Origin of the sequence: Flavobacterium frigoris (genome assembly GCF_900111075.1) — a bacterium.
Lineage (GTDB): Bacteria > Bacteroidota > Bacteroidia > Flavobacteriales > Flavobacteriaceae > Flavobacterium > Flavobacterium frigoris.
The window spans coordinates 340778-366558 of record NZ_FOFZ01000003.1; the positions used below are offsets into that span (position 1 = coordinate 340778).

Genomic DNA, 25781 nt, shown 5'->3' on the forward strand with positions numbered 1-25781 from the left:
CATGTTCAGAGATCAATTACTTGAATATACGGTAAAGGAAAAGAAAATTATTCTAGATCAAATTGAACAACTCAAAACCTTACCGGAAGATGTTCAAATAGAAAAAGGTTTACTAATTGAAAACTTATTTCTCGAAGATAAATTTGAAAACCAATTATTGTTTTCTGTGGATGTTAATAATTCCAAACTGAAGTCCGGGGATAAAGCATGCCTTATTTTAACAACTAAAAAAGTAAATGTAGTCATTATCGAAAATTTAGTAAATGAAATTTCTTTAACTACAGATGGAATATTGGATTTACCCTTAGGCTCCAATTGTAAATTACAAATAAGTATACCCCAACTTTTAGACCCTATAATTGAACTTTACAATAGACTTGAAGAAGGCGCACCTGGTTGGTTTTTTCTAGAAATGCTTGCAGGCTTAAAAGAACCTGTCCAGAAATCTCGTTTTTCATCAATTGACTCCCAAAAAATTGACACTAAAATTCAATCAATAAATTTATCTGATGCTCAAAAAAGAATAGTATACAAAGCTTGTGATTTACCTTCCTTTTTAGGAATACAAGGACCTCCTGGAACGGGCAAATCTTTCACTTTAAGTGTAATTGCTGACATTCTTTATTCCAATAAAAAGCGTATTGTTATTGTATCGCATACCCATCAAGCAGTAAACAATTGTTTAGATGCTATTCATCAACAAAACCCTAAAATCAAGTTAGTCAAAATTGGTGAAAAACTAAAATCACGGGATTTACCTTCATCGGTTCAAACAATGAGTTTTACGGAGTTCACGTTAAAAAACAAAAAAAGTAAAATAGCTGAAACCACTATTATCGGAATGACCATTTATTCAGCCATTCTGAATTTAGGCCTTAGGAGAAATTCAATTAATCCAAATGTTTTATTAATTGATGAAGCAGGGCAAATCCCTCTCTCTATTGGTGCATTGATAGGGTATTTTGGTGCCGGTTCCAATTTGTTTTTTGGTGATGATGCACAAATGCCACCCATATTTCAAGAAGAATTGATTAGCGACAATTTAAGTGTTTCCGTTTTTCAGCAAATAAGAAGAATTAACCCTCAATTCCTAGACAAATTAGATTTGACTTATCGAATGAATGAGGAGTTAACCAATATCATTGGTTTAAATTTTTACAAAGATGAAACAACGCAGAAGTCCTTTCTAATGAGTAGCCAACAATCGGCAGAACGATTATTGGATATAGATTTGAAGGAAGCGGATGAATTTATAAGGTATTGTTTAACCAAAGAAAATTCTTTGGTCGTTATAGAAGATAATATAGAGGATGGTCTATTTAAATTTGAAAACCATATTCAGGCACAAAAAATAACTGAGATTATCCGCTATTTAAACGAACAAAAATATCCAATAGATCAAATCGCTATTGTAACACCATTTAGGAAGCAGGTTAATGTTATTAAAAAATATTTATCCGAAATAGGCTTGACTACTTTGCCAATAGTTGATACTGTTGAAAGAGTGCAAGGTATAACAGTTGACATTGTAATATATTCTGTTTGCACAACAGATTTAAATACTTTGAACAGTAAAAAAGACTTTATATTCTCACCAAACCGTATTAATGTTGCCATAAGCAGAGCTAGAATGAAAGCTATAATATTTGGAAAATTTCCTTTCATAACAAACAAGTAAAATATGAGGTTATATCAAGGATCATCGCTAGAATTTATTAAAGACAATCAGCAAAATATCATTGTTGAAAAATTATCTAAAGAGTTCTTTAAACACTACAGACAGAATCCACAACCAAGCGAAGCTTTGAGTTGGAAAAATTCTTTAAAAGAGGTAAGTAACATTTTTGATCGCCTGAAGTTTTATGACCATGGCATTTTACTCGAATACCAGCTACCATTAACTTCTAAAAGATTAGACTGCCTGATTTGTGGGAAAGATAATTTGGATGGAGAGAATGCTGTTATTATCGAATTAAAACAATGGACAGAGACATTGGATGCTGAAGGTGATAATGAAGTTTCCGTTCATTGGGGAATTGAATACAGAGATTTACTCCATCCCTCTTCACAGGTCGGCCAATATGCTACCTATCTTTCCAGTGTACATACTGCTTTTCAATCAAATATTAATTTATCAGCTTGTGCCTATTTGCATAATTATATTTATAACGATAAAGATGCCTTATTGAAACCTAAGTTTGATGATGTAAGAAAAGATTTTCCTGTATTTTTTAAGAATCAAGAAAGTACATTAGAGCAGTATTTATTAGATAAATTAATAAATGGAGATGGTCTACCTACTTTAGAAAAAATAGTAAATGGAAACTACCAGCCATCTAAAAAACTAATGATCGAAGTAGGGAATGTATTAAAATCAAAATCTCCATATGTTTTATTAGACAACCAATTAATTGTGTTTGACAAAGTAAAATCCTTGGTTGAAAATGCAGCTAATACAAATATAAAAAGAGCCGTTATTGTCAAAGGTGGTCCTGGAACTGGTAAATCGGTAATAGCATTACATCTACTTACCTATTTCTTAAAACAGGGAAAAATATCACATTATGCTACAGGGTCCAAAGCCTTTACTGAAACATTTCGGGAGATGTTTGGTAAAAAATCACACGATGTGTTTAAATATTTCAATAATTATCAAGAGGCACAAAAAAACACTCTTGACTTATTGATATGTGATGAAGCACACCGTATCCGTGAATCTAGTGCCAACAGATTCCAAAAGAAAACGACTGCTAAAAATGTCCCTCAATTATATGAAATATTGAAAGTGGCCAAAGTTTCAGTCTTTTTCATTGATGACAATCAAATTGTAAGACCAGGTGAAATAGGGTCTATTGCTTATGTCAAAGAATATGCAAAATCAAAAAACGTCCAAGTAATAGAATTCGAGCTGGAGTCACAATTTAGATGCAACGGTTCAGACGGCTTTATCAATTGGCTTAATAATACATTAGCCATAAAAAACACTGCCAATGTAATTTGGAATGAAGGAGACGAAACTACGTTTGATTTTAGAATAATGAAATCGCCAATTGATTTGGAAAATATAATTAATGAAAGAATTGAAGAAGGAAATACCGGTCGGATAGTAGCAGGATTTTGTTGGCCATGGTCTGAACCAGATAAACAAGGGAACCTAATTTCGGATGTTAAAATCGGCGACTATCAAAAGCCATGGAATGCAAAACCAATTAATAATATAAAGTTAGCACCCGGGATTCCAAAAGCATCATTATGGGCAACAGACCCAAACGGTATCAATCAAATTGGATGTGTCTATACTGCTCAAGGATTTGAATTTGATTATGTAGGTGTAATTATTGGAAAAGATTTAGTTTACAATTTAGAAAATTCAACTTGGAGTGGTAATCCAAATATATCTCATGACCATACTGTAAAAAGAGATAAAAAACTGTTTTTAGATTATATGAAAAATACATATAAAATATTGCTAACAAGGGGTATGAAAGGATGTTATGTATTCTTTGAAGATAAAGAAACAGAATTGTTTTTTAAATCAAGAATGGAGAAAATATGATTGGGTTATTTTGAGTTAAATATTTAAGAAAGCTGTAATCCTATATTAAAAGCGTTGCGTTTATGAAATATGACAATGCGTAAGTTATACTGCCAAAAAAAATTGACATGAATAAAAAAACAGCCAAAATGGCTGTTTTTTTTTGTGTTATTTTACTTCACAACATGAAAATTCACAACATGAAAATTTGGCATAAAATTTGTAATACTATTCTTTTAAAAAAAATAATAAAGACTGTACATTAAAATAAACAAATATTAAGTCTATTTGTTAACCAAAAGACTAGTCATCTAAAGGTATTTATGAGATATATAAATATTGTATTATGTTCTTTTTAAGAGGAGACAAAAATACAAATACAATTGGATTAACAAAACAAAATTATGTTAAATTTTAATTGCTATATATTACTTGGACTTACGAACTAAAAAACTCAAATAATAGTATAAAAATTAAAACGCGCATATGCAAAATATAATTTCCCATTTCAGCCTTCATAATCAAGGCTATACTCAACATAATGTTGACTTTTTAAATGTCTACCTTGGTGTAGACAATCGATTATTCTTGGATTATAACAAAATATTACAAGGTAATTCGCCTCTTTATAAGGCAATGAAAACTGATATTAATAATTTTATGAGTAGTATGTTTATATACTTATCTAAAAATCAAGATGTTAATTTATCTGACTTACTTAAAGGATTACACGAAACAAATGCAACACATTTAGGTTTATCAGAAGGTAATCCTAGAGGTAAATCCGTAGGAGATGAATTAAAAGAAACAATTTTTAAAAATCTAAAATTTTTAAAGAAAGCGTTTCTTAAGGGTAACCTTGAAATTGATAGTGTGTATTTTGGAATAAAAAACATTGGACCTGACAGGATTTCTGATATTGTAACAAGCATTGTTAAGTCTCGCTTAATAGAGTTTACACGACAACAATGCATTTTACATTCAATCCCTATGCAACAAGTAGCGGTCAGCAAGATTTTTGATTCAAATACTATTACTTGGAATGCCGGTTTTGTTCAGTTACCCACATACCAAAATAAACCAATTATTTTTATTCCGAAAGATGTGGTTTCAACATATTCAGGTATTGCGGGAACATTTAACACTTTTATAAACTATGGCTTCCATAACTTTTTCAAAGTATCTACCGCATACAAAAATCTTGTAAGAGGAAATGAGAAAGAAATAAACAAAGACCTCATGAGAAAAGAGTTTGATGAATACAATAAAGAGCAAGGCATAAACAATAAGGACATATCAAAAATAATGCTAACAGAATTTGACAATAAAGATGTAGTAAATGCATTTGTAGAAGTCCGAAAACAAACGATTGTTTTAACTGATGATGAAATTGTTGAAATTTTAAACAATAAATTCAAAGCAGCTAATTAGATTTGATAAAGCCTCCTTTCCTGGAGGCTTTATTTTTTTGCAATTATTTTTTGCAACAGGTATGAGAATTGAATCCTTCACTACCGGATTTGTCTTTTCACTTTGCATTTCCCGATTCTGCCGCTTTAATTGCTGTTAAATTATAAATAAAAACTAATGTAGTTCCAACGTTCTACGATTTCCCGTCTTCGAACTTAAATCTTAATTAAGGACTTTAAACTGCTACTGAAGTGCCACTGAAAATCAGTTTCAATATATCATTTCCGTTGAACATTACGGGCAATCAGGTGGTCTCCCTACGGTCGTTCCCTTTGTTCCGTTCGGCAGTTCCAGTCGGTCAACTATATAGTTGAATAACATCTTTTAAGGTACCATGAGTATACTTTTTCCATAAGAAACAGCTTTAGTTTCCCTCCATTCCACAGACACTACACCGCACAAAAAATATAGCAGTCCCGCTAAAAGAAAAGGCGGGACAGCTATTTTTTTTGCGCCGTTCCGTTCCTCATCTCCACACGGTCACTTCCTGCGTTCGTCGGGGCTATTACAGCCACAATACAGCTTCATTCCGTTCCGCTTCGTAAACTACGCTGCTCTGCAATCAGCAGTATTATGTCTGTCGCCCCTTATTTTTTCAGCGGTTGCTCCTTCGCACAGCCATCGGGGTTGGCTCCGTTCGGTGAAAAACCTCACTTTGCCCTAAATCAAGGTTTTCCCTCCAAAAAAAGTCGGGACTGTTTTATTTTTTCCCCGCCGTTTCACGCTCCTATCCGCTACGTTTCGCTCCGTTTACCCTGATAAAAATCAGGGTCTCCTCCACTCAACTCCCGCGTCTAGGGTGGCTATTCGATTGCCGCAACCCCGCCACTGCGCTCCTCATCCGCAATAAAAAGTTCCTTCTCTTCTAAAAAGACGAGACCGCTTTTTATTGCTCCTTGCGGTGCTTGGGGGTGTTTAATTGCCGATTCCAGTAGAACGATCCCAAAAGAAGAACAGTAACGAGAATGTTTTGTGATACAAGAAAAAAATAAAAAAAAGAAAGTAAAGGTAAGTTCCAGTTTCAAAAAGTAAAGTTCAAGCCCTCCGGGTTTTTGAAAAAAATCTCCACCCTTAAACCTGCATTCATTTCAGATGTTTTTTTGGCTACACATGACTGCCTCTCCTCCTATTTTCTGTAGATAATCGGGTAGTATTTTTTCAAAAAAACTTGACTCCTTTTGAATCCTCCACTTCTTAGACGACTTTCTTTTTTTTCTTTTTCTTTTAAAATATTAGGGTGCCGAGCGCAGCGAGGCACATAATCTAAAACCAGAAATTATGCCAAACTTTATCGTCAAAACCCATCAGAAAGACACCATTTACAAGGGAAACCAAATCTTTATCCTTAACAAAGGAATGAACAGCGGCAAGCCGCAAAAAGAGCCTTTTACCAATAGTTATGTGATCATTTTTTCATCCGACGAAGACGCCGAAATGATTTACTGGCTAGCATACAGCCTATGGCAAATGAAATTTTGGCATCAGCACCTTATTGGGTCCGTTATTCCATTTATCCGAATTCAAAATTTTAAATCCGAATTTGACCAAAAAGTAAATCAATCGCTTTACGACTTCGAGCAGCATCAGAAAGATATTGATGCAATCAAAGCGCTAGAACTACAAAAAGAACATCTGGAGAAGAATCTAAAACTGATTAATGAACTAAAAAAATGTATTTTGTCTAGGTACTGTCGGTAAACAAAAAAAAGCCTAATCTTGCGATTTAGGCTTTCTTATAAAATTCAGTAAAGGTTACCACACAAAAACTGAATTTATTCTGAACTTGTTTCAGAATCTAATGAAACTGAATTTATTTTTTATTTTTGGTCAACCGCTTTAAAAGAAGTGAAACCAGAAAACTAACTATCGCTCCAACAACGGCTAAGATAATAGTTTTTAGAATATCCTCAGAAACAATATTTGGCATCACACTTAATAAAGTTCCAGATGCGGTTCCGATTTGCAAGCTGTTATTTGATTCCATCTCGGGGTAAATTTTGATTGTCTTTTTTCAACTGGTTTGCTATGGACCGCTCTCGGTTTGCCTCATCATCAACCGTAATTTGACTGATTACCGAAATGACACCTCCCGCAAGGGCTGCATATCCGGCAATACTGACAACGGCTACAGGTAAAACTACCGGAGCCGCAATTATACTCCCGCTGATAGCCAATAGGGCCATTCCAATACTTCTCAAAACCTTAAAAAACTTTGGGGTTGGTGCTTTCGCACGTTCAACTATATTCATAATTACTTTACTTTTTTACCTTGTCATCCTGAGCGGAGTCGAAGGATTAGATTGGATCTTTATTTTCACTTCTTCGTTGTTTGCCAAAGCTTTATAAACAAAAGCTTTCAACTTCTCCAACGCTATTCGAGAGCCACTGCCCTTCCCTATTCCGGTTTGTATCGTTACGGGAGCGATACAGCCCAACAGTTCTTTTCTGGCGTCGTTGGCAGGATGAATCAATATAAAATCGCGTCCTGGAACATTTTGTAAATGAATATGCCATTTGAATTTTGGGCTAAAACGCTTCTGTAAAACATATTTTCCTTCAGGAATACAGGAAATGCGGCTTTGGTTTTCCAACCAAGGCAACTCGATGGTATAACAAACTAGAGTGTCGTTCCATTCCAAAACTCCTTGTGTTCCCTCGGGAAAATAGCTTCTATTCAACACTAAAACCATCTTACAGACCGCTTACCTGTACCAATGACAACGGATTATAAGCCCCATTTTTCAATGGATACATTTTTCCATTTACCTCCTGATAAAACTCCAGACCTAAAGCCAAAAACAACGGACTTACACTGTTTGGAGTCACTGCATTCAATTGATTAATGGCTAAAACTGGAGTGGAATCCCACGGTTGTATGGCTGTTTCAGAACTGGAAACCACAAAAGTTTCCGCCTCAAAATTAATTTCGGCTCCCGCTGAAATAATTTTATAGTGAGTTGTTCCACCTGGAGCAGCAATCATATTGGCAGGTACAAAAGGATCTATAGCAACTGAAATTTCGCCTGCAGCTCTATCAATTGTCCCTACAAAAGGAACAAACAAAGTAGTCCCTAATTTTCCAGTGATATTAAAATCAAAACCTACAAGCAGTTCCGCTTCGCCATCAATTACATTACGCAATCCTCTGTCGTTCACTAAATCCGCTTGAATCACTTTAACCATAGATTGCGTCAGTCGGCTCACCATTCTACTATCAGCAGAATTAATAAGCAAAGTTCTCAAAGCTGTTCTTAGCGTTTTACCGGCTTTACCTGCCCTTCCAAATTCGGCCCCGTTTTCACGGGTTCTTTGAAATGCAGGATCACTTTTAATTCTGCTCGCATCAACACCACCTTTTTCACGGGCCAAATGCCCATCTTTGGTTTTGTAAAAGGTAATATCTCCGATAGTACCTTTCAATTTAATTATGCCTTTCTGTCTTGCCATAATTCCTAAAATTTTAAATGAATAATTTTGCTTAATACGCTCTCAATCATCATCCTGTTGCAACACTTTTCGATTGATTATGAAACAAATTTTAGTCAATTAAATCACATAAAAAAGACTCCCATATCCCATATGTCACTTTGTGACACAAATGGCATAAAATGACCTAAATACCCATTTACAACCAACATTGACGGGAGTAGATTTCCGCTTCTGAACCAAAGAAATAATTTACTATTTTTATGGAGTGCCAGAACTTGAGCCATAAAGGTTCCAGATTAGGTAAAGCCCAATCAAAGTCATAGATAGAGTATGAGAGCCAAAAACAATAGATTATGTATATACCCTAAGGATATACAACGCATAACCGGAAAGAGTTATCGCCAAAGTATTAGACTAGTTCAAAAAATGAGAATTAAGTTAAACAAACTAGAAGATGAGTTTGTGTCTATTGAAGAATTTTGCCAATTTACGAGCCTTAAAATTGAACAGGTTGAACCTTTGATAATTGGGTAGAAATTATATTTTAGGCAACTAAATTTTGAACCGATTCCATTTCAATAATAGTACTCAACTAGTTCAAAGTTTAAACGATGAAAGGACTTTTTTTACTTTGATAAACCTTTAATTATCACTATATTTACAGTGATAAGTTTACATGATTTTTTACCTATAAATCGTAGGAGTAAAATCGAGACCCTTGTTTTAAAATAGTTTGCGAGACATCGTAAACACTAGCATAAAAAGAGGAATACAAGTCCCTCTTTCTCCGCCAGTAGAAATACAAATTGAATTAAAACCCTTTAAATCGTATGATTTAAAGGGTTTTTTCTTTTATACTCCCTCCAAAATATTCATTAATGCGTGTACTGAAGGGGATAAAATCGGTTACCCTAAAACTCATGACTTTTGGGTAACCGATTTTTATCTCGGGCTAGTATACACAAGGCTTTCGAACATATTCATTAACATGTTCATTAAGTTGTTCAGAATATGAACATCTTGTGTTGTAGTCATTTTAGATTTAAATTTAATATAAACTAAAAGGTTACCGCGATGAAAACAAAAGTATCAATTCTCTTTTATGCAAAGAGAGCAAAAGCCAGCGTAAACGGTTCAGTTCCGATCTACACAAGAATCACCATTAATGGCAAAAGAATTGAATTAAGCACAAACCGATTTGTCGACATTTCCAAGTGGTCTACAGAAGCAGGCAAAATGAAAGGCAGTTCAGAAGAAGCCCGTACAATAAATAGCCATCTTGATATGTTTAAAATCAAAATTATTGATGGGCAAATGGAATTAATACACAAAAACATTCCGGTTACTGCAGAAACTATCAAAAACAAAATCCTTGGTTTTGAAGAACGCAAACGAATGTTGATCCCCATCTTCCAAGACCATAATAACAAAATCAAAGAATTGGTAGGTAAAGAATATGCACCAGGTACATTGGAGCGTTATAAGACCTCGTTAAAACACACGATCGATTTTCTGGAATGGAAATACAAAATATCCGATATCGAGATTGATAAAATCAATCATGCTTTTATTACCGACTATGAATTTTACTTACGAAGCGTTAGGAATTGCGCCAACAACACCGCGGTGAAGTACATCAAGAACTTCAGTAAAATCATAAAGATTTGTTTGGCCAACAATTGGATTGACAGAAACCCTTTCAGCAACTACAAAGCCAAAATCAGAGAAGTGGAACGGGTGTATTTATCCGAGGAAGAGATTGAGAATATCATCAACAAAGATTTCAAAACAGATAGACTCTCATTAGTACGCGATATCTTCCTATTTAGCTGCTTTACCGGCCTGGCATACATTGATGTCAAAAACTTAACAAAGTCCCACATAAGTCTCGGTATTGATGGAGAAAAGTGGATATTCACCCACCGCCAGAAAACAGAAACCGCTTCGAAGATTCCAATTCTTCCAATTACTCAAATGATTATTGATAAATACGAGGATCATCCGGAATGCTGCAATCAAAATAAATTATTACCCATTTTGAGCAACCAGAAAATGAATGCCTATTTAAAAGAGATCGCAGGCATTTGTGAAATCGAAAAAGAACTTACTTTTCACATTGCACGACATACATTTGCAACCACAGTAACACTCACTAACGGGGTTCCTATAGAAAGCGTGAGCAAAATGCTTGGACACAAAAACTTAAGAACCACCCAACATTATGCAAAGGTGTTGGATAAAAAAGTTAGTGAGGACATGATGATTTTGAGAAACAAAATGTTAAGCAGCAACAATGATAAAATCATCAAAAAGGCTAATTGAATTTTCACTAGTCGAATTTAGCATTTAATGAGCTTAGAATAGTGAGTAGGTCTAAAAAATCGACATTGGATGTAAAATATTAAAAACAAATAACATAGTGTTGGATTCGCGAATCCAACACTATAAATTTTCCTAAAGCACAAAAAAGAGGCTAAAAAGCCTCTTGAATCTTACAAAATCCAATCACGATAGTAATTGTAGTGTCATCACTTCCGTACAAACAAGTCTTCATTGTTGGTTTATTAAACATCAATTAAACCTTAGCAGTTCCACTATGACGTTTATTTATTGCTTTAATAATTGAAAATATCGATTAAGCAAATATTTTATTCTGAAGAAATTTTCATTGAATTGTCACATATGATTAAAGGGTAGCTTTTTGAATACATCAGTAATAACCATTTTTTCTGTTATGTTCATCAACTTTCGGTTCGCAGCTAAAAGAAGTGGCGAACTTCGTGACCGTATATTTTCCACTAAGATAATTTTTCTTACGAAAGACAAACGTGAATTTAGCACATTTCTCGCCTTTTCTTGATACCACTGTTAGCCGTTCGGTTTTTTATTTATATTTTTATTTCATTTATAATTTTTTCATAATATTCATTCAACCGTTTTGTCCTCCACAAATATGTTGGATGATATGTTCTAAATACATTTTCGCCAAAACCTATATTTAATTTTGATAACTGTCTTTTTGAAAATTCAGTTCCTATATTTGCAGAATTGAATTTGCCAAAATTATCTTCAATTACATAATCATAATTTGGACCTGACATAAATAAAATTACGTTTGGTTTTAGTATGTTAAGTTCGTCTTTTATAACATCGAAATGTTTTCTTTCTGTTTTATAAATGTATTGTGGCGGCATATTTTTATTTCTACCTGAACAACCAATTTTGATGACGTTATTCCATACTATTCCAATCGTTTTGTTTGGATATTTTTTTTGTAATAATTCTAAAAATCTTTTTACGCCATTCCAAAATTGTCCACCGTAAGTTTTTAATGCGTAACCATCATTAAAAAATCTTTTGTAAACAGGTAAAAGGCTATCAATTTTACCATTGAAATCTTTTTCCCAATCGTTTGTTTCTTGACCAAAAATGATAAGTTTGATGTCCGCATTTTCGTAATTATTGTTCTCAAGTGAAATTAATAATGGATTTGTCGGTTTAGTTTTTAATTCAGGATTTTCTAATACTTCGTTTAAGTTAATACTTAAATTTTCCCATTTTTCAGAATAGAGTTTTTTTAATTTATCATTCATATTTTTTAGTTTATTTTTTCAAAATCTAAATAAGTAGATGAATGAAGATGTTCAATATCTAAACTGTATTTATTTAAAAAAGCTTCTTTGACTTTTTTTATTGAATCTGAAGAAGAAGTTGCTCCTTGTAAAACAACTTCAACGCTCATTCCTTTTTCAAAATGAACACTTCCCCAAGTTCCTGTCTTTTTTGCTGTAATATTGTATAATGCCATAATATATTTTTTTTAAAATTATTTTTATTAAGTTCTTTATTTCTTTGCGGTGCGGTAAACTGACGGCTAACATTTTACCACTTTGAAATGGCTGGGAATTCGTAAACGCTCAATTTTCGGCTTAAAGAAAACTTGATGCGAAACGGTAATTCCAATAAATTCCAGCTAGCTCAAAATGGCGGTTAGCCGTTCGTTGTTTTTGCTTTATCTACTTTTATGATTTCTTTTCCATAAGAATCATATTTTGATATTGTAGTTTCTTTTACTTCCCTATTTTCGTAATTGTTTATATCAGTTTTTTTGAATAATTGATACTCATCTTCATATTCTGATTTTTTAAACTCATAAATACTCTCTCCGTTACCTCCTGCACCTGACGCACCGTGTTGAGTTATTGTTTTATTTTTATAATCTATAGTTGTATAGCTATATGCGTCGGCACTTGGATTACCATAGTAAAATCCTGAAAAATTATTAAATGGTTCATTAGTCATTTCGCTAAATTCTAAACTATCATAATCAGGACTTTTGAATATTTTATTTTGTGAACCACCTTTTTCATATGTTCTTGCATATGTCAGAATAAGTTCGTCTTTACCATCAAAATCGACATCTTGAAAGAAGAAAGGAATGTATGTGTATCCAAATCCTTCTTCTTCTTTGGAAGTGCCAACTTTATCAAATTTTGGTTTTATATATTTTGAAATTTGTGTAAAACTTTGGGTTTTTACAAATTCACCATCTTTAACAGTAAAGTATTTTAGATTTTCTTTATCAATATCTATTGTGAATTCAGGATGTAAAACCCAAGATATTTCTTTAGTTTCTAGGTTTTCAAAAGTCAGCATTGCTGGACCACTAAAATTTTCTGAACCGTGTACTTCAAGCTTTCCTCTAATTAGCCATTTTACACTTACATTATAACCTTTAATAGGAGTTGAATATTTAATAGTAATTTCATTATTTCCCTGTGTTACATTACTTTTTATAATTTCAGTTTCATTTGTTATAGATTCATTTTTGGTTGGTTTAGCACAAGAAATTAAATTAAATGTTAAGAAGAAAATTAAAATAGTCTTTTTCATAGGTATTTTTTTTTGGGGTTAAATTATATTTTTACATTTAAAGTTGTTGTTTTTCAGTACGTTGCTGTACAATGACGGCTAACTAATAAATACCATCAACATCCTATACTTTTTTTAAAGTTTCAAATCAATCTTTGCTATTTATCCTAGCTCGTAAATAGACGATTTCCAACCTATACCCACAATACCCACTTTTAGTGATATTGATGCATTTCTATCGAGTAAAAGTAAACCACTACAATATAGATTCTTTACGGTTTCCCACATTGTCAAAAAAAAAATCCCATAAATAAAGACACCATCTTGCTTTTCATATCCCACAAAGCAATCAAAAAATGAATGCGTGTTTAAAAGAAATGACAGTCCATTGTGAAATTAAAAAAGAACTCCACTTCCATATTGTCCGGCACACTTTTTCAAATACAATTAGACTCACAAATGGAGCTCCAATAGAGAGCGTAAGTAAAATACTAATACGCAAAAACGTACGCACTACCCAGCATTATGCAAAAGTTTCAGACAAAAAAATAGGCGAAGACATGAAATTGCTACGAGATAAACTTAATCTGATCGCAGCTAAACAAAAACAGCAACAAACAATAATTTAAGAATTGAAATTATGAAACTAAAAAAGATATTCGGATTTATGCATATTCTTTAGCATTAATTAAACTATTGAACTAATTTGGCACTTTTTATTACTAAAAACTAATAATAATACGCCAAATCCAAATTTTTTTATGATAAAATTCAGTCGCAAAGTACTCTGTGAACTTGAGGACGAACTGCAAACCATATCATTTGATTACGACAATCCAATTGTCATGTGTGACAAGTCAATAGAATCCATTGTTAAACAGTTGAGAATTCTTAAAAATCAGGTTCTGGATCAACAATTTAAAAGTACTGAGGATGAAATTATGTTTTTCAAAAACATAAAACCAAAATTTACCTCAAAAATGATTTATTTCAAAAAAATCAGAAAACTGGAAGCATCAAAACCTTTAGGTGGAAAAAAAACGCAAAGAGAGTATTACGACAATGAATTGTTTAAATTGAATTGTTATTTTATTGATAACACTGAGTTTTACAACTATTACCGTCTGGGAAGTAACTTCCTCGATAACAAATTATTTATTAGATATAATGCCGAAATTGATTTTAATCTTGAAACATTTCATTATGAATTAGACGACCGTTTTTCCACCACGCATGACTTTAAGGTTGCGATGATTATGGCTAATGAACTTTTTATGAGACATCTAGACAATAAGCTCAGAAACTTAAACGAGAATATACCAGTAATGATATTACCCACGCTAGAAGTAAAAACTATAAAATGGACTGAGAGTAAAACAGCGCTTATCGAATTGATTTATGCCTTGCATACCCAAAAAGTATTCAATAATGGGAAAGCAGATATTGCAGAAATCGCAAAAACCTTTGAAAAATTATTCGATATCGAACTAGGTGACATTTACAGAGCCAGTAATGAAATTAAAAATCGTAAAATAAACAAAACTAAATTCTTAGATGTTTTACGCGAAAACCTCAACAAACGCTTCGCTGAGCAAGAATATAAATAATAGCCTTTACTATCTTTTGATTAAAAAAAACACCCAAGGTACACCCAACTTGGGTGTTTTTTTATTTCAACTTCACTTCTTTTGCATCATAACGTATTAAAATACAACAGTATGACAACAGAGAACCCTACCCTATTTAGCCATCAGCTTATTACTAAAGGTGATTTAGTAGAATTCAAAAACAACCTTATAGCGGAAATTAAAGAAATCATCAATCACAATCCGGAACCCAAAAAATGGCTCAAATCTTCCGAAGTTAAAAAACTACTCAAGATCTCCCCTGGCACACTACAAAACCTACGCGTCAACGGAACATTAAACTACACCAAAATTGGAAGTATTATTTATTACAATTATAACGATATCCAAAAATTGCTCGAAATCAATTAACCATTGAAATTTCAAAAAAAACAAATACAAGATCCAAGTTATGAACTACATCAAACACCTTACAGGTTTCTTTAATCGAATAGCGCTTGAAAACACACTTAATCCAACGCACATCAGTTTATACATTACTATTTTTCAATGTTGGAATGTGAACCGGTTCAAGAATCCAATAACTATCACTCGAGACGAAATGATGAAAGGAAGTAAAATTGCTTCTAATGCCACCTATCATAAATGCATCAAAGACTTACAACGATTGGGTTATTTGGATTACAACCCCTCTTTCAATCCGTATTCCGGTACTTCTATTACAGTCCACAATTTCTCAGAGGGATACAAAGCAAAATCCGATGATAATGCCCTGACCTGTTCAAAAAATGAATCAACCCGTTCAAAAAATGACCGTACTAGTTCAAAAAATGAACAGCCTATTGGTCAGGCAACTGAACAGGTTAATGGTCAGCTCTATATAGAGAATAAAAAAACATATAAAAACAATATAAACAATAGAGAGAGAACACCCGAGTTTGAAATTTTAGATGATAATTTAATTTTAGAAAATCCAGAAAAAAATAAGAGAAATGAAATGCCTTTCGCATTCGCTGACTCCAAAAAAAATAAAACAGAAAATGGTCGGCAAAAAAGTTCCGCCAAAAAAGAAAAGGCTAAAACTATCACTTCGAACGAAGCGCAGAACCCAACATTGGAATTAACCAAAGAGTATTTCAAGTTTCAAGAATATTCCGAGTTTGAAGCAGAGCGATTTTTTAATTATTACTCCAGCAACGGATGGCTCATTGGTGGGAAAACAAAAATGAAAGATTGGAAAGCAGCTGCACGAAATTGGATGATGAACACTAATAAATTCAATGCAAAAATGCCACAAAACATCCCAGTAAAAGAGCAAACGAGAGCCTATAATCTCCATGCAGAAACCGAGAAAAACTACGCTGAACCACTTTAACCTGAACTTGTTTCAGGTTCTCTAAGATTCGAAAGACATCTCTCACTTCCAATCTCTAACTTCTCACCCCCACTATGACATCAAAATACAATTATCCAGAAATTATTGCTTGGTTAGAAAAAAAAGGCAAAAAGGACTTTGGAGACAAATTTCAATTCCTAGAACAAGACACGACAAACATCACAAAACTGATTTGCTATTTTCTGGATGATGAATGTACTGCAGCTAAGTTTGAAATCGACCTCAGCAAAGGAATTCTGCTTTCTGGACCAGTAGGCTGCGGTAAAACTTCTTTGATGGCTTTAATGCGCTATGTACCTCAACCAAATAAAAAGTTCTTCATGAAAACCTGCCGGGACATTAGTTTTGAGTTCATTAAAGATGGATATGAAGTAATTCAGCGCTACAGCCATGGACACAACACCCATGCCGAACATAAAAACTACTGTTTCGATGATTTAGGCACCGAAAAGAACCTCAAATACTTTGGAAATGAATGCAATGTCATGGCAGAGATTATTCTCTCCAGGTACGACATTTTTATATCTAAGAAAATCTACACCCATATCACCACAAACCTCTCCGCATCCGAAATAGAAACCGCCTACGGCAATCGAGTCAGATCTCGCTTGAGAAACATGCTCAACTTAATCGCTTTTGACAAAACGGACAAAGACAAACGATAATAGCAACCCACCTCTCTTTCATCTCGAGCGACAGCAACAAACAAACTTTAAACCCTCAACGAGTAACCAAATAACCTTTTCACACAATGAAAAAAATCAACACCTTCTGGAACTGGTTCCAAGACAACAATCAAAGAATCAAAAATAGTTGCAATGAATCTCCTGAAAAACAAAAGGAAATTCTATTTTGGTTATGCAAAAATCTCAGCTACTACTGCAGGGAAATAGATTTTATAATTGTCTTTCCAAAAAAAGAATATAGCAAAACAGAATTCATTGTTACAGCCAATGGAAATTCCAACTATTTCCAACAAGTCACTCTTTTAATCGACAATGCACCAAGACTGAGAACCTGGAAATTCACGGCGTTCCTGATGCCAACTGAGCAAATCAATAAAGTTATTGAAGAACTGGAAAAACCATACATAATTCGCGAGAACACTTTAAAAGCAAAAAATCTGAATTTTACAGCATTAGATCATGACCACGAAACGCATAAGTTTGAAATCCAAATTTATCTCAAAAACTACATTTTACTTTGTAATACAAATACACTTTCCCAAGTCATTTGCATAATTTTACAAAACCAAATGACACAAGATTCATTATCACAAAATAGTAGTTTTGTCCAACTGGCACAAACAGCAAATAACGATGGAGAATTGATTTGTTTATATGATTTGCAATTGTACATGGATGAAATAAATAAAAATCCTAACAACAAATAGCGGAGATATTTTTAGTAGACGTCATGGCTTGTCGCTATGGAACAATAGTTTTGCATATTAAAAATTAGTAATATGGACAGAACAACTCACTCAATCAGCAAAAAAACATTCGAAAAACCCACATATGGCTCAGTAGATACCTTCATGAACGGAGGTCTTATGGTAATCACTTCAAAACTGTTTTATAGCTATTTTGGTCAAATTCCAAATATTTATGTTGTAGATAAAATCGACGATAAAAAGCTTAGATCTGATGCAGCAATAGGCATATTTGGAAAGATAATACATCAAATCGCACGACAAGAATTCGATGCAGTAACGCAATTGGCCACACTAAATATTCATAATTTTTTTCTGGAATCCGGTGTTTTGATAAATGTTTCAAATGAAAGTATGATGCTTTATTTTACGGAACAAAATAAAAACGAAGCACTTGGCATTTTCGAACAGGTAAAGAAATACAAAATTAAACGAAAAAAAACGACTGAAATTAGCTTAATTACAATGACGAAATCAGGGCTGGAAACTCAAGAAATTGCAATCAAAAAACCAAAAATCGATTTTAGTCTGCATTACAATGAAGACTTTTTTACTATTCATAAAGCAATAGTAAAAAACATAAACAAGTCAAATACAAACGGACTGTATCTTTTTCATGGACATCCCGGAACAGGAAAAACTACTTATATCAGATATTTAATACATCATCTTCACAAAAAAGTAATATTCCTTTCCACAAAAATGGCAGGAGAACTTGACAATGTGGCAATGACACCCTTTTTACTACAAAATAGAAATGCGGTTATTGTGATTGAAGATGCCGAAGAATTGATTACCTCTCGCGATGAGGTACGAAATTCAAATCTCTCTATGTTACTTAATCTAACGGATGGTTTGATGGGTGAAAGTTTAGGAATCCAAATCGTAGCAACCTTTAATACTAATGTGACAAATATCGACAAGGCACTTTTACGCAAAGGAAGACTTTCAACTATCTACGAATTCAAACCTCTTACTCTTATTAGAACTAACGCATTATTGAACAAATTGAACTATCAGATTGAAGTGACTCAACCATTACCCATTTCCGACATTTTTAATTTTAATAGCAGTAATAATTATGAACCTAAACTGAGAAAAGCAGTTGGTTTCGGAAATTAAATAAATAAAAAATATGAAGATAGACAAAGAACTTGAAATAGGTTTCATTAGAGCCATTCAGAAAAAATCTAATAAAAGAAATGAAAGTGAAAAAATTGCAATATATGATCGGAATGACTCCATAGATAATCAATTCAAATGGTCAACAGAACTTGATGAAAAATTAGTGCTCCTAAACGATAAACTTCGAGAGGAAGAAAAAAAAGTATTCAAGCAATATCGAAAAATTGAAAAACAATGCGAATTGATGGTTGCCAATAAAGAAATTAATGATTTCAATATTCAGGTTGAATCGGAATATTGGAATAACAAACATTATAAAAAATACGATCCGAAAGTTTACGGCAATCCTTTCTATATAAATACATCTGATGACTTTATGGGTTGCCGACAGTTGGAAGAAGAATATAATGACTCTTGTTCAAATACGGTTGGTGGTATGTGTTTTATTCCTCGAGATTCACTACTGGCAAAAAGAAATCATTGTTATTCTTTTCATCATTTGTACGATCATAGTGATTTAACCTGGTTTGACATCTACAATATTGACGAAGTCTGGATGGAGATTAAGGTTGATTATCAGTTTTTTTCTAAAATAAAATAATTTCAATGCAATCATATAAAAATAATAAAAGTGGACGGTTTCTTTTTTTGGATGACATTCGCCATCCGCACGATGTTTATAGGTACACACAGCAAACTATGTTTCTACACAAAAAATGGGAGATTGTAAGAAACTATATGGAGTTTGTTCAATGGATTACCATAAATGGATTGCCTGATTTTATTTCTTTTGACCACGATTTGGCAGATATGGAATACACATCACCACCTCCAGCTGTTGATAATGACCAATCAAAAGAATGGCAAGATGCACAGGTACATACTGAAAAAACAGGTTATGAATGTGCTATATGGCTAGTTGATTATTGTTTAGACAACAATTTTGATTGTCCTAAATGCTATTGTCATTCTATGAACCCTGTAGGCAGCGATAAAATAAAGGGTCTTTTGAATCAGTTCTCAACCTACCGCTACCGTTTTGGCAAGGAGAAATGACCAAATTGGAGCTGACATTAAAATAGTTGAAAAAAAATGACCACAAACAAAGAACCACGTCATTGTTTGGCGTTATCGCAGTTTACTTTTGTATAGAATTTAAAAAACACCTTATGACATTATCCGCATTTACAACCCAATATAATTCAAAAAACACAATAATCCTTTTGGAAGGAAAACGAAATGTTGTAGAATTAGATAAAGAGAAATTAATTCAATTAGGGAATCTTTTAGCAACGCATTTGCCACTGGCTACTTTTAGAAGTGGTAATGCCGCTGGTGCCGATTTTTACTTCACACAAGGCGTTTTGCAGCTAGCACCCGAGCGATTGCAAGTAATCACGCCGTATGACAATCATCGTGAAAAGCAAAACAATGCTTATGAAACCATTTCACTCGATCAAATTGATTTGGTAAAGGAATCGGAAGTTGTTTACCAGTCGAAAAATAATAAAAAAACGAAATCACTTATAGACAAATACGTTGGCGGTGCAAAAGATCGGTTTGCGATCAAAGCAGCTTATATCATAAGGGATACCGTTAAAGTGACTGGAACGAATTCAGGAATTCCGCCTACTACCTTCGCTTTCTTTTACGATGACTTAGACAACCCAAAAACAGGCGGAACAGGGCATACAATGTCCATTTGTGACATAAATAATGTTCCGTATTTAACCCAAAACGAATGGTTAAACTGGCTTTAAAAACTACAATCTATGAAGAAAATTAGTATCGAGCTCTCGGATGAGCAATATGAAAAAATGAAGGCACATCAAAAAAACGTTGTGGAAATAAATGCTGAATCAGATAGTCTTTCCGGATGTAGCATTAAATTATGCTGTTGTGAACTTGGAGATTGGCTTGAAATAGAGATGAATGGTGTTTTGAATTTAGGTGATGTAAATTGGAAAATAGAATAGAATTATGGAAATTGATAAAATTAAAGTAGAAATCGAAAAAAAGTATCAGAAGTGGAAACTAGTTCCTAGCGGAATAGAGGATTTTACAACTGCCGAGATATATGAAAGTTCAGTCCGCTCCATCATAATTGACTACTGTGAAGCGAAAGGCTATGAGGTGGAAGGATTCCCTTTTCAAAAAAGAATATTGGGAATAACAGACGATTACTATGATGAAGACTATTTTTGTTTCTGGCGGTACGTTAAATATCTCGATGTTCTCGCCACTACAAACGAGGATGTTTTGGAGCTTTTATATTTTTACTCCCGTACTTTTTGGAAAGATTGCGAAATATCGAAAGATGATTATAGAAAAGACCTATTAGCATATATTAGAGCGAATATTTACGATGTAGAATTTTAAAAATAATGGTGCTCATAAAATTAAAAAAAGTACAACCAAATAATATAAAAATGAAAAAAGCATTCACAATAGTAGTGACAATAGTATGTTTTTCAGTGTATTCACAACAAAAATCAATGAGCTTAACTGCTGAAGATGTAATAAACAACAAGCTAACAAATTCACTTAAAATAGTAGAAGAAAAAAGTATCGATATTCCAATTTACAAAGATACATTGGTGGAGACCAGGGATTACAAAGAGATGTTTGCGGAGTTGAATCGATATAAAAAAGAGTATGACCAATGGTTAAAATTAAAAAAAAGCAATGAAGCATTCAACGCTGATATTAAAACAATTATAAACAATCTAGAAACTTATAGTAAGTCAAAAGAGAAATATGAAACAACAAAACCGCTGATTGATGAAGCACAGCATTTAATACTGAAAAATAAAATTTACTATCACGATCGCTATGGCAGAACCAACAATGAGCTCATTATACTTTCCCCTAATGGTAAGAAACCTCAAAAAACAAGGACTTTATTTGATACCCCGGATTATGAAACTCCACTTGAAAGATGTCTTTTTTATTGTAAATCAATAAAAAAGCTGGAAGAACCTTATAAAGACTTACGTGTCATCAGATATCAGGAATTTGAAAAACAATTAGCTGCTACACAACAATTCGAAACGATTCGAGTGCCAAGCAATAAAACTGTTATGGCAAAACGTTTACTACGGGTCGATACTGCAATTATACAAGAATCTGAACTTATTGGAACTTTTACTATTTCCGAATCAAAATATGCCGTTTTACTCGAATCAGAAGGTCATGCCAATAACGAACTTATAGAAGTAGCATTATTAAATCCAAAAGCGACTAAAACAAAAAATATAGGATCTGAAATATTCACAAATGTTGTTACGGGAATAAAGTACTTTTCTGGAAACACGGAAATAGTACAAAACATAGAATTACAAAAAAAATTAGTAGTAGAGGCACAACAAACCAAGAGAGATTTAAGTAAATATGGGACAGTCTACTATGATAAAGAACGAGAAACAGATATGCTAAAAATACAAACTGGAGCTCTCAAGCTTTCCAGTTATAATCCAGAGGACATCGCTCAATTTGTTTCAATATACAATTCTTTATATGGTAGATATAGTAGTGTTTTAAATCAAATGCTTGCGCATATATCCATACTTAAAAAGTATTATACACTTCATAGGGTACAAGGTAGAAATATGTCACAAACTAATATAAATGCCTGGATTAAAGCGGTTAAATCAGCAGTACCAATAAGGACATCAATGCAAGGAATTATTATGAATGAGCATTTTGGTGATTTCGGTTTTTATCCAAATTTGAAATACGAAGGAAGGCATGAAGATTTTGATTTATACTACAATGCTTCGTTGAGTATATTGGGACTTTAAATGCTACGCTTGTTAAAATTAGACGACCTAATTGATTAAAAAATGATTTGAATTCATGTATTTTTACAAACACACATACAGTTTATATCAAATTGGTTTTCCATAAAAAAAAGAAAAAAATTGTATTTAAGATAAATAGAGAATATGACAATTGAAAATAAACCCAAAGTAACATTTAGATTGTATAATCAACTAAATTCAAGTTATTTTAACGTAATAGAAGGAAATGATGAAACAAAACAAACAAAAGGTTTAGGTATTGTTCTTTCTAAATCAGAAATAGCCTTAAAGATGTTTCTACAACTGCCAAAAATTAAAAAAGCAGTTTCAATCGATTTAAGTAGATATGATAGGGTAATCGTCAATTGTGAACTCATTTCGAAAAGCATAAACAAATATAGAATTGATATTTTAATCCGTTTTTATCATAAAAATATTTTATTGAAAGCAATTATCATTGAAGCAAAAAGTATTAATAAAAACATCAATTTTCTTGGCGCTAAAAAACAATTAGATAATTACTTAGATAATAATTTTTTTAATGAATTATCAAAAATTAATAAAAAGGACATTCTCAAAATCGTGTTAACTAAATACGATAGTATTTCAAATAACAGTGATACTATATCAATGGCTTGGGATGAAATTTTTTCAATGCTTTATCACAATAAAAATGAAGATGAACTAATCAATGATTACTTTAATTTTTTAATTAATATAAACGGAACCATGAAATTTTACGAAAAAGAAGTCTATTCCATTCCTTCAGCAAAATGGTCTAAAGAGGCAATTGATAAATTTTTTATATATGAATGTCCCAATAAGGGAAAATATGTAATAAAGCAAAAACCACTATATATCACTTTTAGAGAAAGTGGTGGCGGTGAAATGAAAAAATTATACAAAATAGAAGATATTATAATATTTAACCCATGTAATAACTATGATGATTTGATGGAGTCTGATAGTTACGATGAAAATATAAAAGAAAGAATCCAAGAATATTTTCAATATATGTGGGATAACAAAATCTGGAATGATAATAAAAAACCAGACGAAGAAAAGCAGTTTTTTATTTTATCAAAAACTAATAACATTCAACTTGAACACAGTCCAAAGCCACAAAAAAACAACTCTTTTAGAGCATATTATGAATTATCAGATATTTTGAAAAACAAGATCGTAAATGCAACAGATATTCTTGAAGATATATAAATAGCTTTTACCTGCTGCGAAGGAAATAAGATAAATTAGTATAAAAAAAACATAAACGAGGACAACAACAAAGATTAGTTTTTAAGTCTAATCTTTAACTTTAGATAAAATTATTATGAACATCCTATTCCTACACGGACTTGAGAGTAAATTAAGTCCCGAAAAAAGAACAATTCTGGAAAAGTACGGTGCTGTTATTGCACCCTACTTAGATTATAAATCCAATCCAAATATGATTCAGCATTTATTCGATACGTATCAAACGCAAAATATCAATGTAATAATAGGCAGCAGCATGGGCGGTTTTGCAGGCTATCATTTAGCCAACAATTTAGGTGTTGGTGCTTTGTTATACAACCCGGCATTGCCGTATATAGGTACTATTGAACAAATAGTTCCTGTAAACATAGCTATGAATCAATCTTTATTTATGCGAATTGTTTTAGGCGGTCAGGATACCGTTATCAAGGCGAAAGACAATTTGACTTTTTTTGCACAAAATATTGCTGCTAAAACAGATTATACCATCGCAATAAAAAAGGACTTAGCACATCAAATTCCAGTTGCTGTTTTTGAAGAGGAAACAAAATCGTTTTTTAAGGAACTTTGCTATTAAATAGTACTTTTATAAAAAATGAATTTAAAAAATGGCAATCTGAAAAAAAATCCGATGCCATTCTATTCGTGCGAAGTTGTTCCATTTAAATAGGAATTAAACCAATAATGGTACCGAGATTATTAAGATAAAAAATTCAAATTATTGTCTGAAATTCCTAAAACAAGTACCCTTTTACCAGTATAAGGTCTCGAACTAGTTATGTAAAAAAGGCAAAGACATTGTAAATTTTGGCAGAAAAACATTTGAATAAATCAAAATATCGCTTCACAAAATCATTTCATTTCTTTAAAAACCACAACCAATGTCCAAAAAACAGTTCATCAAACGACATCATTTAATTATCAATAAGTTACGATCCAATCCTTGCTCTTTTAAAGAGCTGCAAAACTATTTAGTAAAACATTCAATAGATGAAGAGGAAAATTATGCAATCTCAAAGCGTACGTATGACCGTGATATAATTGAAATACGGGAAATTTATAAAATCGAAATTGAATATAAACGTTCTCAAAATAGATATGAAATAGTGTCTGATGCCGATGAGGTTAAAACGGATAGAATTATCGAATCCTTTCAGATATTCAATGCTTTAAGTATTTCGGACTCTGTTTCCAATCATATAATTATTGAAAAGAGGAAAGCGATTGGAGCCGAAAACATGCATGCTTTATTACATGCAATAAAAAATAAATTGGAGATACAATTTACGCATGAGAAATTTTGGAAAGCGAATAATGAAAAGAAAACACGTACTGTTTATCCTATAGCTTTAAAGGAAGCTCGAAACCGTTGGTATTTAATAGCTCAAGAAACAAAAGAGGGTGTTTTCAAAACATTTGGCCTAGACCGCATGTCTAATGTAGATATAAGCAGGAAAAAATTTGAAGCTCCACAAAATTTCGAACCAACAGAAAAATTCAAATATTCTTTTGGCATCGTCTCTGACGGGACAAAACCCGAAAAAATTAAGCTTTGGCTTTCACACGGTCAGGCCGATTACATAAAATCACTTCCATTACACCATTCTCAAAAAATCGTTTCGGAAAACGAAAAAGAGTGTATTATGGAACTATTCTTGAGTCCAACCTATGATTTCATAATGGAATTACTTTCCATGGGTCAGGAGGTAAAAGTTTTGGAGCCGGAAAGTCTCAAAATCAAAATGATTCAAATGCTGGAGGCAACATTAAAACGATATAAATAACATCGGTTGATTTCCCCGGTAATACGATCAATGCAAAATACTAAACCATAAATACATAGAGTTTAGATAAAAAAGTTTTCATAATTCGTAAAACGCAA

Annotated in this window: 29 protein-coding genes; 21 read left to right on the forward strand and 8 right to left on the reverse strand. The window is 32.7% G+C overall.

The window, feature by feature from the left end:
• Nucleotide 1: 1 nt before the first annotated feature.
• From BMW63_RS06850 to BMW63_RS06860, 3 genes are all read left to right on the forward strand, one after another.
• Nucleotides 2–1678, forward strand: coding sequence for a DEAD/DEAH box helicase (locus BMW63_RS06850; protein WP_074722569.1), 1677 nt, complete (start codon nucleotides 2–4; stop codon nucleotides 1676–1678).
• 3 nt (nucleotides 1679–1681) lie between these two features.
• Nucleotides 1682–3556: a DUF2075 domain-containing protein gene (locus BMW63_RS06855; protein ID WP_074722571.1), complete on the forward strand. Its 1875-nt coding sequence runs from the start codon at nucleotides 1682–1684 to the stop codon at nucleotides 3554–3556.
• 465 nt (nucleotides 3557–4021) lie between these two features.
• A complete protein-coding gene (locus tag BMW63_RS06860) occupies nucleotides 4022–4966 on the forward strand; it encodes a hypothetical protein (RefSeq protein ID WP_139174209.1) in 945 nt (314 codons plus the stop codon).
• Nucleotides 4967–5808: 842 nt separating this feature from the next.
• On the opposite strand, the gene BMW63_RS06865 is transcribed toward BMW63_RS06860, so the two are convergent.
• Nucleotides 5809–6030 (reverse strand): hypothetical protein, encoded by a 222-nt coding sequence (locus tag BMW63_RS06865; RefSeq protein ID WP_074722575.1) that lies wholly within the window; start codon nucleotides 6028–6030, stop codon nucleotides 5809–5811.
• Between the two features lie 253 nt (nucleotides 6031–6283).
• Here BMW63_RS06865 and BMW63_RS06870 point away from each other — a divergent pair, with 253 nt between their 5' ends.
• A complete protein-coding gene (locus BMW63_RS06870) occupies nucleotides 6284–6703 on the forward strand; it encodes a DUF6943 family protein (RefSeq protein ID WP_074722577.1) in 420 nt (139 codons plus the stop codon).
• Between the two features lie 112 nt (nucleotides 6704–6815).
• Here the strand turns inward: BMW63_RS06870 and BMW63_RS18105 are convergent, their stop codons facing one another.
• From BMW63_RS18105 to BMW63_RS06885, 4 genes are read right to left on the reverse strand one after another with little or no spacing between them, the layout of a single operon-like run.
• Nucleotides 6816–6989, reverse strand: coding sequence for a hypothetical protein (locus tag BMW63_RS18105; RefSeq protein ID WP_175460268.1), 174 nt, complete (start codon nucleotides 6987–6989; stop codon nucleotides 6816–6818).
• On the reverse strand, nucleotides 6976–7254 hold the full coding sequence (locus tag BMW63_RS06875) for a hypothetical protein (RefSeq protein WP_074722579.1): 279 nt from the start codon (nucleotides 7252–7254) through the stop codon (nucleotides 6976–6978). Before BMW63_RS06875 ends, BMW63_RS18105 begins: the two co-directional genes overlap by 14 nt.
• A gap of 15 nt (nucleotides 7255–7269) precedes the next feature.
• Nucleotides 7270–7695 carry a DUF5675 family protein gene (locus tag BMW63_RS06880; RefSeq protein WP_074722581.1) on the reverse strand — a complete coding sequence of 142 codons (426 nt, stop codon included), beginning with the start codon at nucleotides 7693–7695 and terminating at the stop codon, nucleotides 7270–7272.
• Between the two features lies 1 nt (nucleotide 7696).
• Nucleotides 7697–8452 (reverse strand): hypothetical protein, encoded by a 756-nt coding sequence (locus BMW63_RS06885; protein WP_074722583.1) that lies wholly within the window; start codon nucleotides 8450–8452, stop codon nucleotides 7697–7699.
• A gap of 1056 nt (nucleotides 8453–9508) precedes the next feature.
• Here BMW63_RS06885 and BMW63_RS06895 point away from each other — a divergent pair.
• Nucleotides 9509–10756, forward strand: a complete 1248-nt coding sequence (locus tag BMW63_RS06895) for a site-specific integrase (RefSeq protein ID WP_074722587.1) — start codon at nucleotides 9509–9511, stop codon at nucleotides 10754–10756.
• A gap of 566 nt (nucleotides 10757–11322) precedes the next feature.
• Here the strand turns inward: BMW63_RS06895 and BMW63_RS06900 are convergent.
• The 3 genes from BMW63_RS06900 to BMW63_RS06910 form a co-directional block, all read right to left on the reverse strand.
• A complete protein-coding gene (locus tag BMW63_RS06900; protein ID WP_074722589.1) occupies nucleotides 11323–12027 on the reverse strand; it encodes a hypothetical protein in 705 nt (234 codons plus the stop codon).
• A gap of 5 nt (nucleotides 12028–12032) precedes the next feature.
• The gene (locus tag BMW63_RS06905; RefSeq protein WP_074722591.1) at nucleotides 12033–12242 is read right to left on the reverse strand and encodes a DUF6140 family protein; all 210 of its coding nucleotides are present in this window, start codon (nucleotides 12240–12242) and stop codon (nucleotides 12033–12035) included.
• Between the two features lie 182 nt (nucleotides 12243–12424).
• On the reverse strand, nucleotides 12425–13327 hold the full coding sequence (locus BMW63_RS06910) for a hypothetical protein (RefSeq protein ID WP_074722593.1): 903 nt from the start codon (nucleotides 13325–13327) through the stop codon (nucleotides 12425–12427).
• Between the two features lie 314 nt (nucleotides 13328–13641).
• Between BMW63_RS06910 and BMW63_RS06920 the strand changes: the two genes are divergently transcribed.
• The 16 genes from BMW63_RS06920 to BMW63_RS06995 all read left to right on the forward strand — a co-directional run bounded on the left by BMW63_RS06920 (nucleotide 13642) and on the right by BMW63_RS06995 (nucleotide 25683).
• Complete coding sequence (locus tag BMW63_RS06920; protein ID WP_074722597.1) at nucleotides 13642–13935, forward strand: tyrosine-type recombinase/integrase; 294 nt, start codon at nucleotides 13642–13644, stop codon at nucleotides 13933–13935.
• 132 nt (nucleotides 13936–14067) lie between these two features.
• A complete protein-coding gene (locus BMW63_RS06925; RefSeq protein WP_074722599.1) occupies nucleotides 14068–14913 on the forward strand; it encodes an RteC domain-containing protein in 846 nt (281 codons plus the stop codon).
• A gap of 111 nt (nucleotides 14914–15024) precedes the next feature.
• On the forward strand, nucleotides 15025–15303 hold the full coding sequence (locus BMW63_RS06930) for a helix-turn-helix domain-containing protein (RefSeq protein WP_074722601.1): 279 nt from the start codon (nucleotides 15025–15027) through the stop codon (nucleotides 15301–15303).
• Nucleotides 15304–15343: 40 nt separating this feature from the next.
• Entirely contained in the window at nucleotides 15344–16267 is a 924-nt protein-coding gene (locus tag BMW63_RS06935; protein WP_074722603.1) for a hypothetical protein, read from the forward strand.
• 74 nt (nucleotides 16268–16341) lie between these two features.
• On the forward strand, nucleotides 16342–16953 hold the full coding sequence (locus BMW63_RS06940) for a P-loop NTPase family protein (protein WP_074722605.1): 612 nt from the start codon (nucleotides 16342–16344) through the stop codon (nucleotides 16951–16953).
• A gap of 86 nt (nucleotides 16954–17039) precedes the next feature.
• On the forward strand, nucleotides 17040–17681 hold the full coding sequence (locus BMW63_RS06945) for a hypothetical protein (RefSeq protein ID WP_074722607.1): 642 nt from the start codon (nucleotides 17040–17042) through the stop codon (nucleotides 17679–17681).
• 72 nt (nucleotides 17682–17753) lie between these two features.
• A complete protein-coding gene (locus BMW63_RS06950) occupies nucleotides 17754–18842 on the forward strand; it encodes an AAA family ATPase (protein WP_074722609.1) in 1089 nt (362 codons plus the stop codon).
• A 13-nt stretch (nucleotides 18843–18855) separates the two neighbouring features.
• The gene (locus BMW63_RS06955) at nucleotides 18856–19446 is read left to right on the forward strand and encodes a hypothetical protein (RefSeq protein WP_074722611.1); all 591 of its coding nucleotides are present in this window, start codon (nucleotides 18856–18858) and stop codon (nucleotides 19444–19446) included.
• Nucleotides 19447–19451: 5 nt separating this feature from the next.
• A complete protein-coding gene (locus BMW63_RS06960; protein ID WP_083380377.1) occupies nucleotides 19452–19901 on the forward strand; it encodes a cyclic-phosphate processing receiver domain-containing protein in 450 nt (149 codons plus the stop codon).
• 113 nt (nucleotides 19902–20014) lie between these two features.
• Nucleotides 20015–20605, forward strand: a complete 591-nt coding sequence (locus tag BMW63_RS06965) for a hypothetical protein (protein WP_074722613.1) — start codon at nucleotides 20015–20017, stop codon at nucleotides 20603–20605.
• A gap of 12 nt (nucleotides 20606–20617) precedes the next feature.
• On the forward strand, nucleotides 20618–20821 hold the full coding sequence (locus BMW63_RS06970) for a hypothetical protein (RefSeq protein ID WP_074722615.1): 204 nt from the start codon (nucleotides 20618–20620) through the stop codon (nucleotides 20819–20821).
• A 4-nt stretch (nucleotides 20822–20825) separates the two neighbouring features.
• The gene (locus tag BMW63_RS06975; RefSeq protein ID WP_074722617.1) at nucleotides 20826–21224 is read left to right on the forward strand and encodes a hypothetical protein; all 399 of its coding nucleotides are present in this window, start codon (nucleotides 20826–20828) and stop codon (nucleotides 21222–21224) included.
• Nucleotides 21225–21274: 50 nt separating this feature from the next.
• Complete coding sequence (locus tag BMW63_RS06980; RefSeq protein ID WP_139174210.1) at nucleotides 21275–22645, forward strand: hypothetical protein; 1371 nt, start codon at nucleotides 21275–21277, stop codon at nucleotides 22643–22645.
• A 144-nt stretch (nucleotides 22646–22789) separates the two neighbouring features.
• The gene (locus BMW63_RS06985; protein WP_074722621.1) at nucleotides 22790–23860 is read left to right on the forward strand and encodes a hypothetical protein; all 1071 of its coding nucleotides are present in this window, start codon (nucleotides 22790–22792) and stop codon (nucleotides 23858–23860) included.
• A gap of 115 nt (nucleotides 23861–23975) precedes the next feature.
• Entirely contained in the window at nucleotides 23976–24476 is a 501-nt protein-coding gene (locus BMW63_RS06990) for a YqiA/YcfP family alpha/beta fold hydrolase (protein WP_074722623.1), read from the forward strand.
• Between the two features lie 304 nt (nucleotides 24477–24780).
• Nucleotides 24781–25683, forward strand: coding sequence for a helix-turn-helix transcriptional regulator (locus tag BMW63_RS06995; protein WP_074722625.1), 903 nt, complete (start codon nucleotides 24781–24783; stop codon nucleotides 25681–25683).
• Nucleotides 25684–25781 lie beyond the last annotated feature (98 nt).

Excerpts from the sequence above, each read along its gene's own strand:
- BMW63_RS06985 (WP_074722621.1), top strand. The coding sequence starts at position 22,790 with ATGACAATTGAAAATAAACCCAAAGTAACATTTAGATTGTATAATCAA.
- BMW63_RS06955 (WP_074722611.1), top strand. The coding sequence starts at position 18,856 with ATGAAGATAGACAAAGAACTTGAAATAGGTTTCATTAGAGCCATTCAG.
- BMW63_RS06880 (WP_074722581.1), bottom strand. The coding sequence starts at position 7,695 with ATGGTTTTAGTGTTGAATAGAAGCTATTTTCCCGAGGGAACACAAGGA.
- BMW63_RS06925 (WP_074722599.1), top strand. The coding sequence starts at position 14,068 with ATGATAAAATTCAGTCGCAAAGTACTCTGTGAACTTGAGGACGAACTG.
- BMW63_RS06965 (WP_074722613.1), top strand. The coding sequence starts at position 20,015 with ATGACATTATCCGCATTTACAACCCAATATAATTCAAAAAACACAATA.
- BMW63_RS06950 (WP_074722609.1), top strand. The coding sequence starts at position 17,754 with ATGGACAGAACAACTCACTCAATCAGCAAAAAAACATTCGAAAAACCC.
- BMW63_RS06850 (WP_074722569.1), top strand. The coding sequence starts at position 2 with ATGTTCAGAGATCAATTACTTGAATATACGGTAAAGGAAAAGAAAATT.
- BMW63_RS06970 (WP_074722615.1), top strand. The coding sequence starts at position 20,618 with ATGAAGAAAATTAGTATCGAGCTCTCGGATGAGCAATATGAAAAAATG.
- BMW63_RS06935 (WP_074722603.1), top strand. The coding sequence starts at position 15,344 with ATGAACTACATCAAACACCTTACAGGTTTCTTTAATCGAATAGCGCTT.
- BMW63_RS06900 (WP_074722589.1), bottom strand. The coding sequence starts at position 12,027 with ATGAATGATAAATTAAAAAAACTCTATTCTGAAAAATGGGAAAATTTA.
- BMW63_RS06940 (WP_074722605.1), top strand. The coding sequence starts at position 16,342 with ATGACATCAAAATACAATTATCCAGAAATTATTGCTTGGTTAGAAAAA.
- BMW63_RS06895 (WP_074722587.1), top strand. The coding sequence starts at position 9,509 with ATGAAAACAAAAGTATCAATTCTCTTTTATGCAAAGAGAGCAAAAGCC.
- BMW63_RS06930 (WP_074722601.1), top strand. The coding sequence starts at position 15,025 with ATGACAACAGAGAACCCTACCCTATTTAGCCATCAGCTTATTACTAAA.
- BMW63_RS06905 (WP_074722591.1), bottom strand. The coding sequence starts at position 12,242 with ATGGCATTATACAATATTACAGCAAAAAAGACAGGAACTTGGGGAAGT.
- BMW63_RS06860 (WP_139174209.1), top strand. The coding sequence starts at position 4,022 with ATGCAAAATATAATTTCCCATTTCAGCCTTCATAATCAAGGCTATACT.
- BMW63_RS06885 (WP_074722583.1), bottom strand. The coding sequence starts at position 8,452 with ATGGCAAGACAGAAAGGCATAATTAAATTGAAAGGTACTATCGGAGAT.
- BMW63_RS06875 (WP_074722579.1), bottom strand. The coding sequence starts at position 7,254 with ATGAATATAGTTGAACGTGCGAAAGCACCAACCCCAAAGTTTTTTAAG.
- BMW63_RS06960 (WP_083380377.1), top strand. The coding sequence starts at position 19,452 with ATGCAATCATATAAAAATAATAAAAGTGGACGGTTTCTTTTTTTGGAT.
- BMW63_RS06855 (WP_074722571.1), top strand. The coding sequence starts at position 1,682 with ATGAGGTTATATCAAGGATCATCGCTAGAATTTATTAAAGACAATCAG.
- BMW63_RS06870 (WP_074722577.1), top strand. The coding sequence starts at position 6,284 with ATGCCAAACTTTATCGTCAAAACCCATCAGAAAGACACCATTTACAAG.
- BMW63_RS06910 (WP_074722593.1), bottom strand. The coding sequence starts at position 13,327 with ATGAAAAAGACTATTTTAATTTTCTTCTTAACATTTAATTTAATTTCT.
- BMW63_RS06975 (WP_074722617.1), top strand. The coding sequence starts at position 20,826 with ATGGAAATTGATAAAATTAAAGTAGAAATCGAAAAAAAGTATCAGAAG.
- BMW63_RS18105 (WP_175460268.1), bottom strand. The coding sequence starts at position 6,989 with ATGGAATCAAATAACAGCTTGCAAATCGGAACCGCATCTGGAACTTTA.
- BMW63_RS06995 (WP_074722625.1), top strand. The coding sequence starts at position 24,781 with ATGTCCAAAAAACAGTTCATCAAACGACATCATTTAATTATCAATAAG.
- BMW63_RS06980 (WP_139174210.1), top strand. The coding sequence starts at position 21,275 with ATGAAAAAAGCATTCACAATAGTAGTGACAATAGTATGTTTTTCAGTG.
- BMW63_RS06990 (WP_074722623.1), top strand. The coding sequence starts at position 23,976 with ATGAACATCCTATTCCTACACGGACTTGAGAGTAAATTAAGTCCCGAA.
- BMW63_RS06945 (WP_074722607.1), top strand. The coding sequence starts at position 17,040 with ATGAAAAAAATCAACACCTTCTGGAACTGGTTCCAAGACAACAATCAA.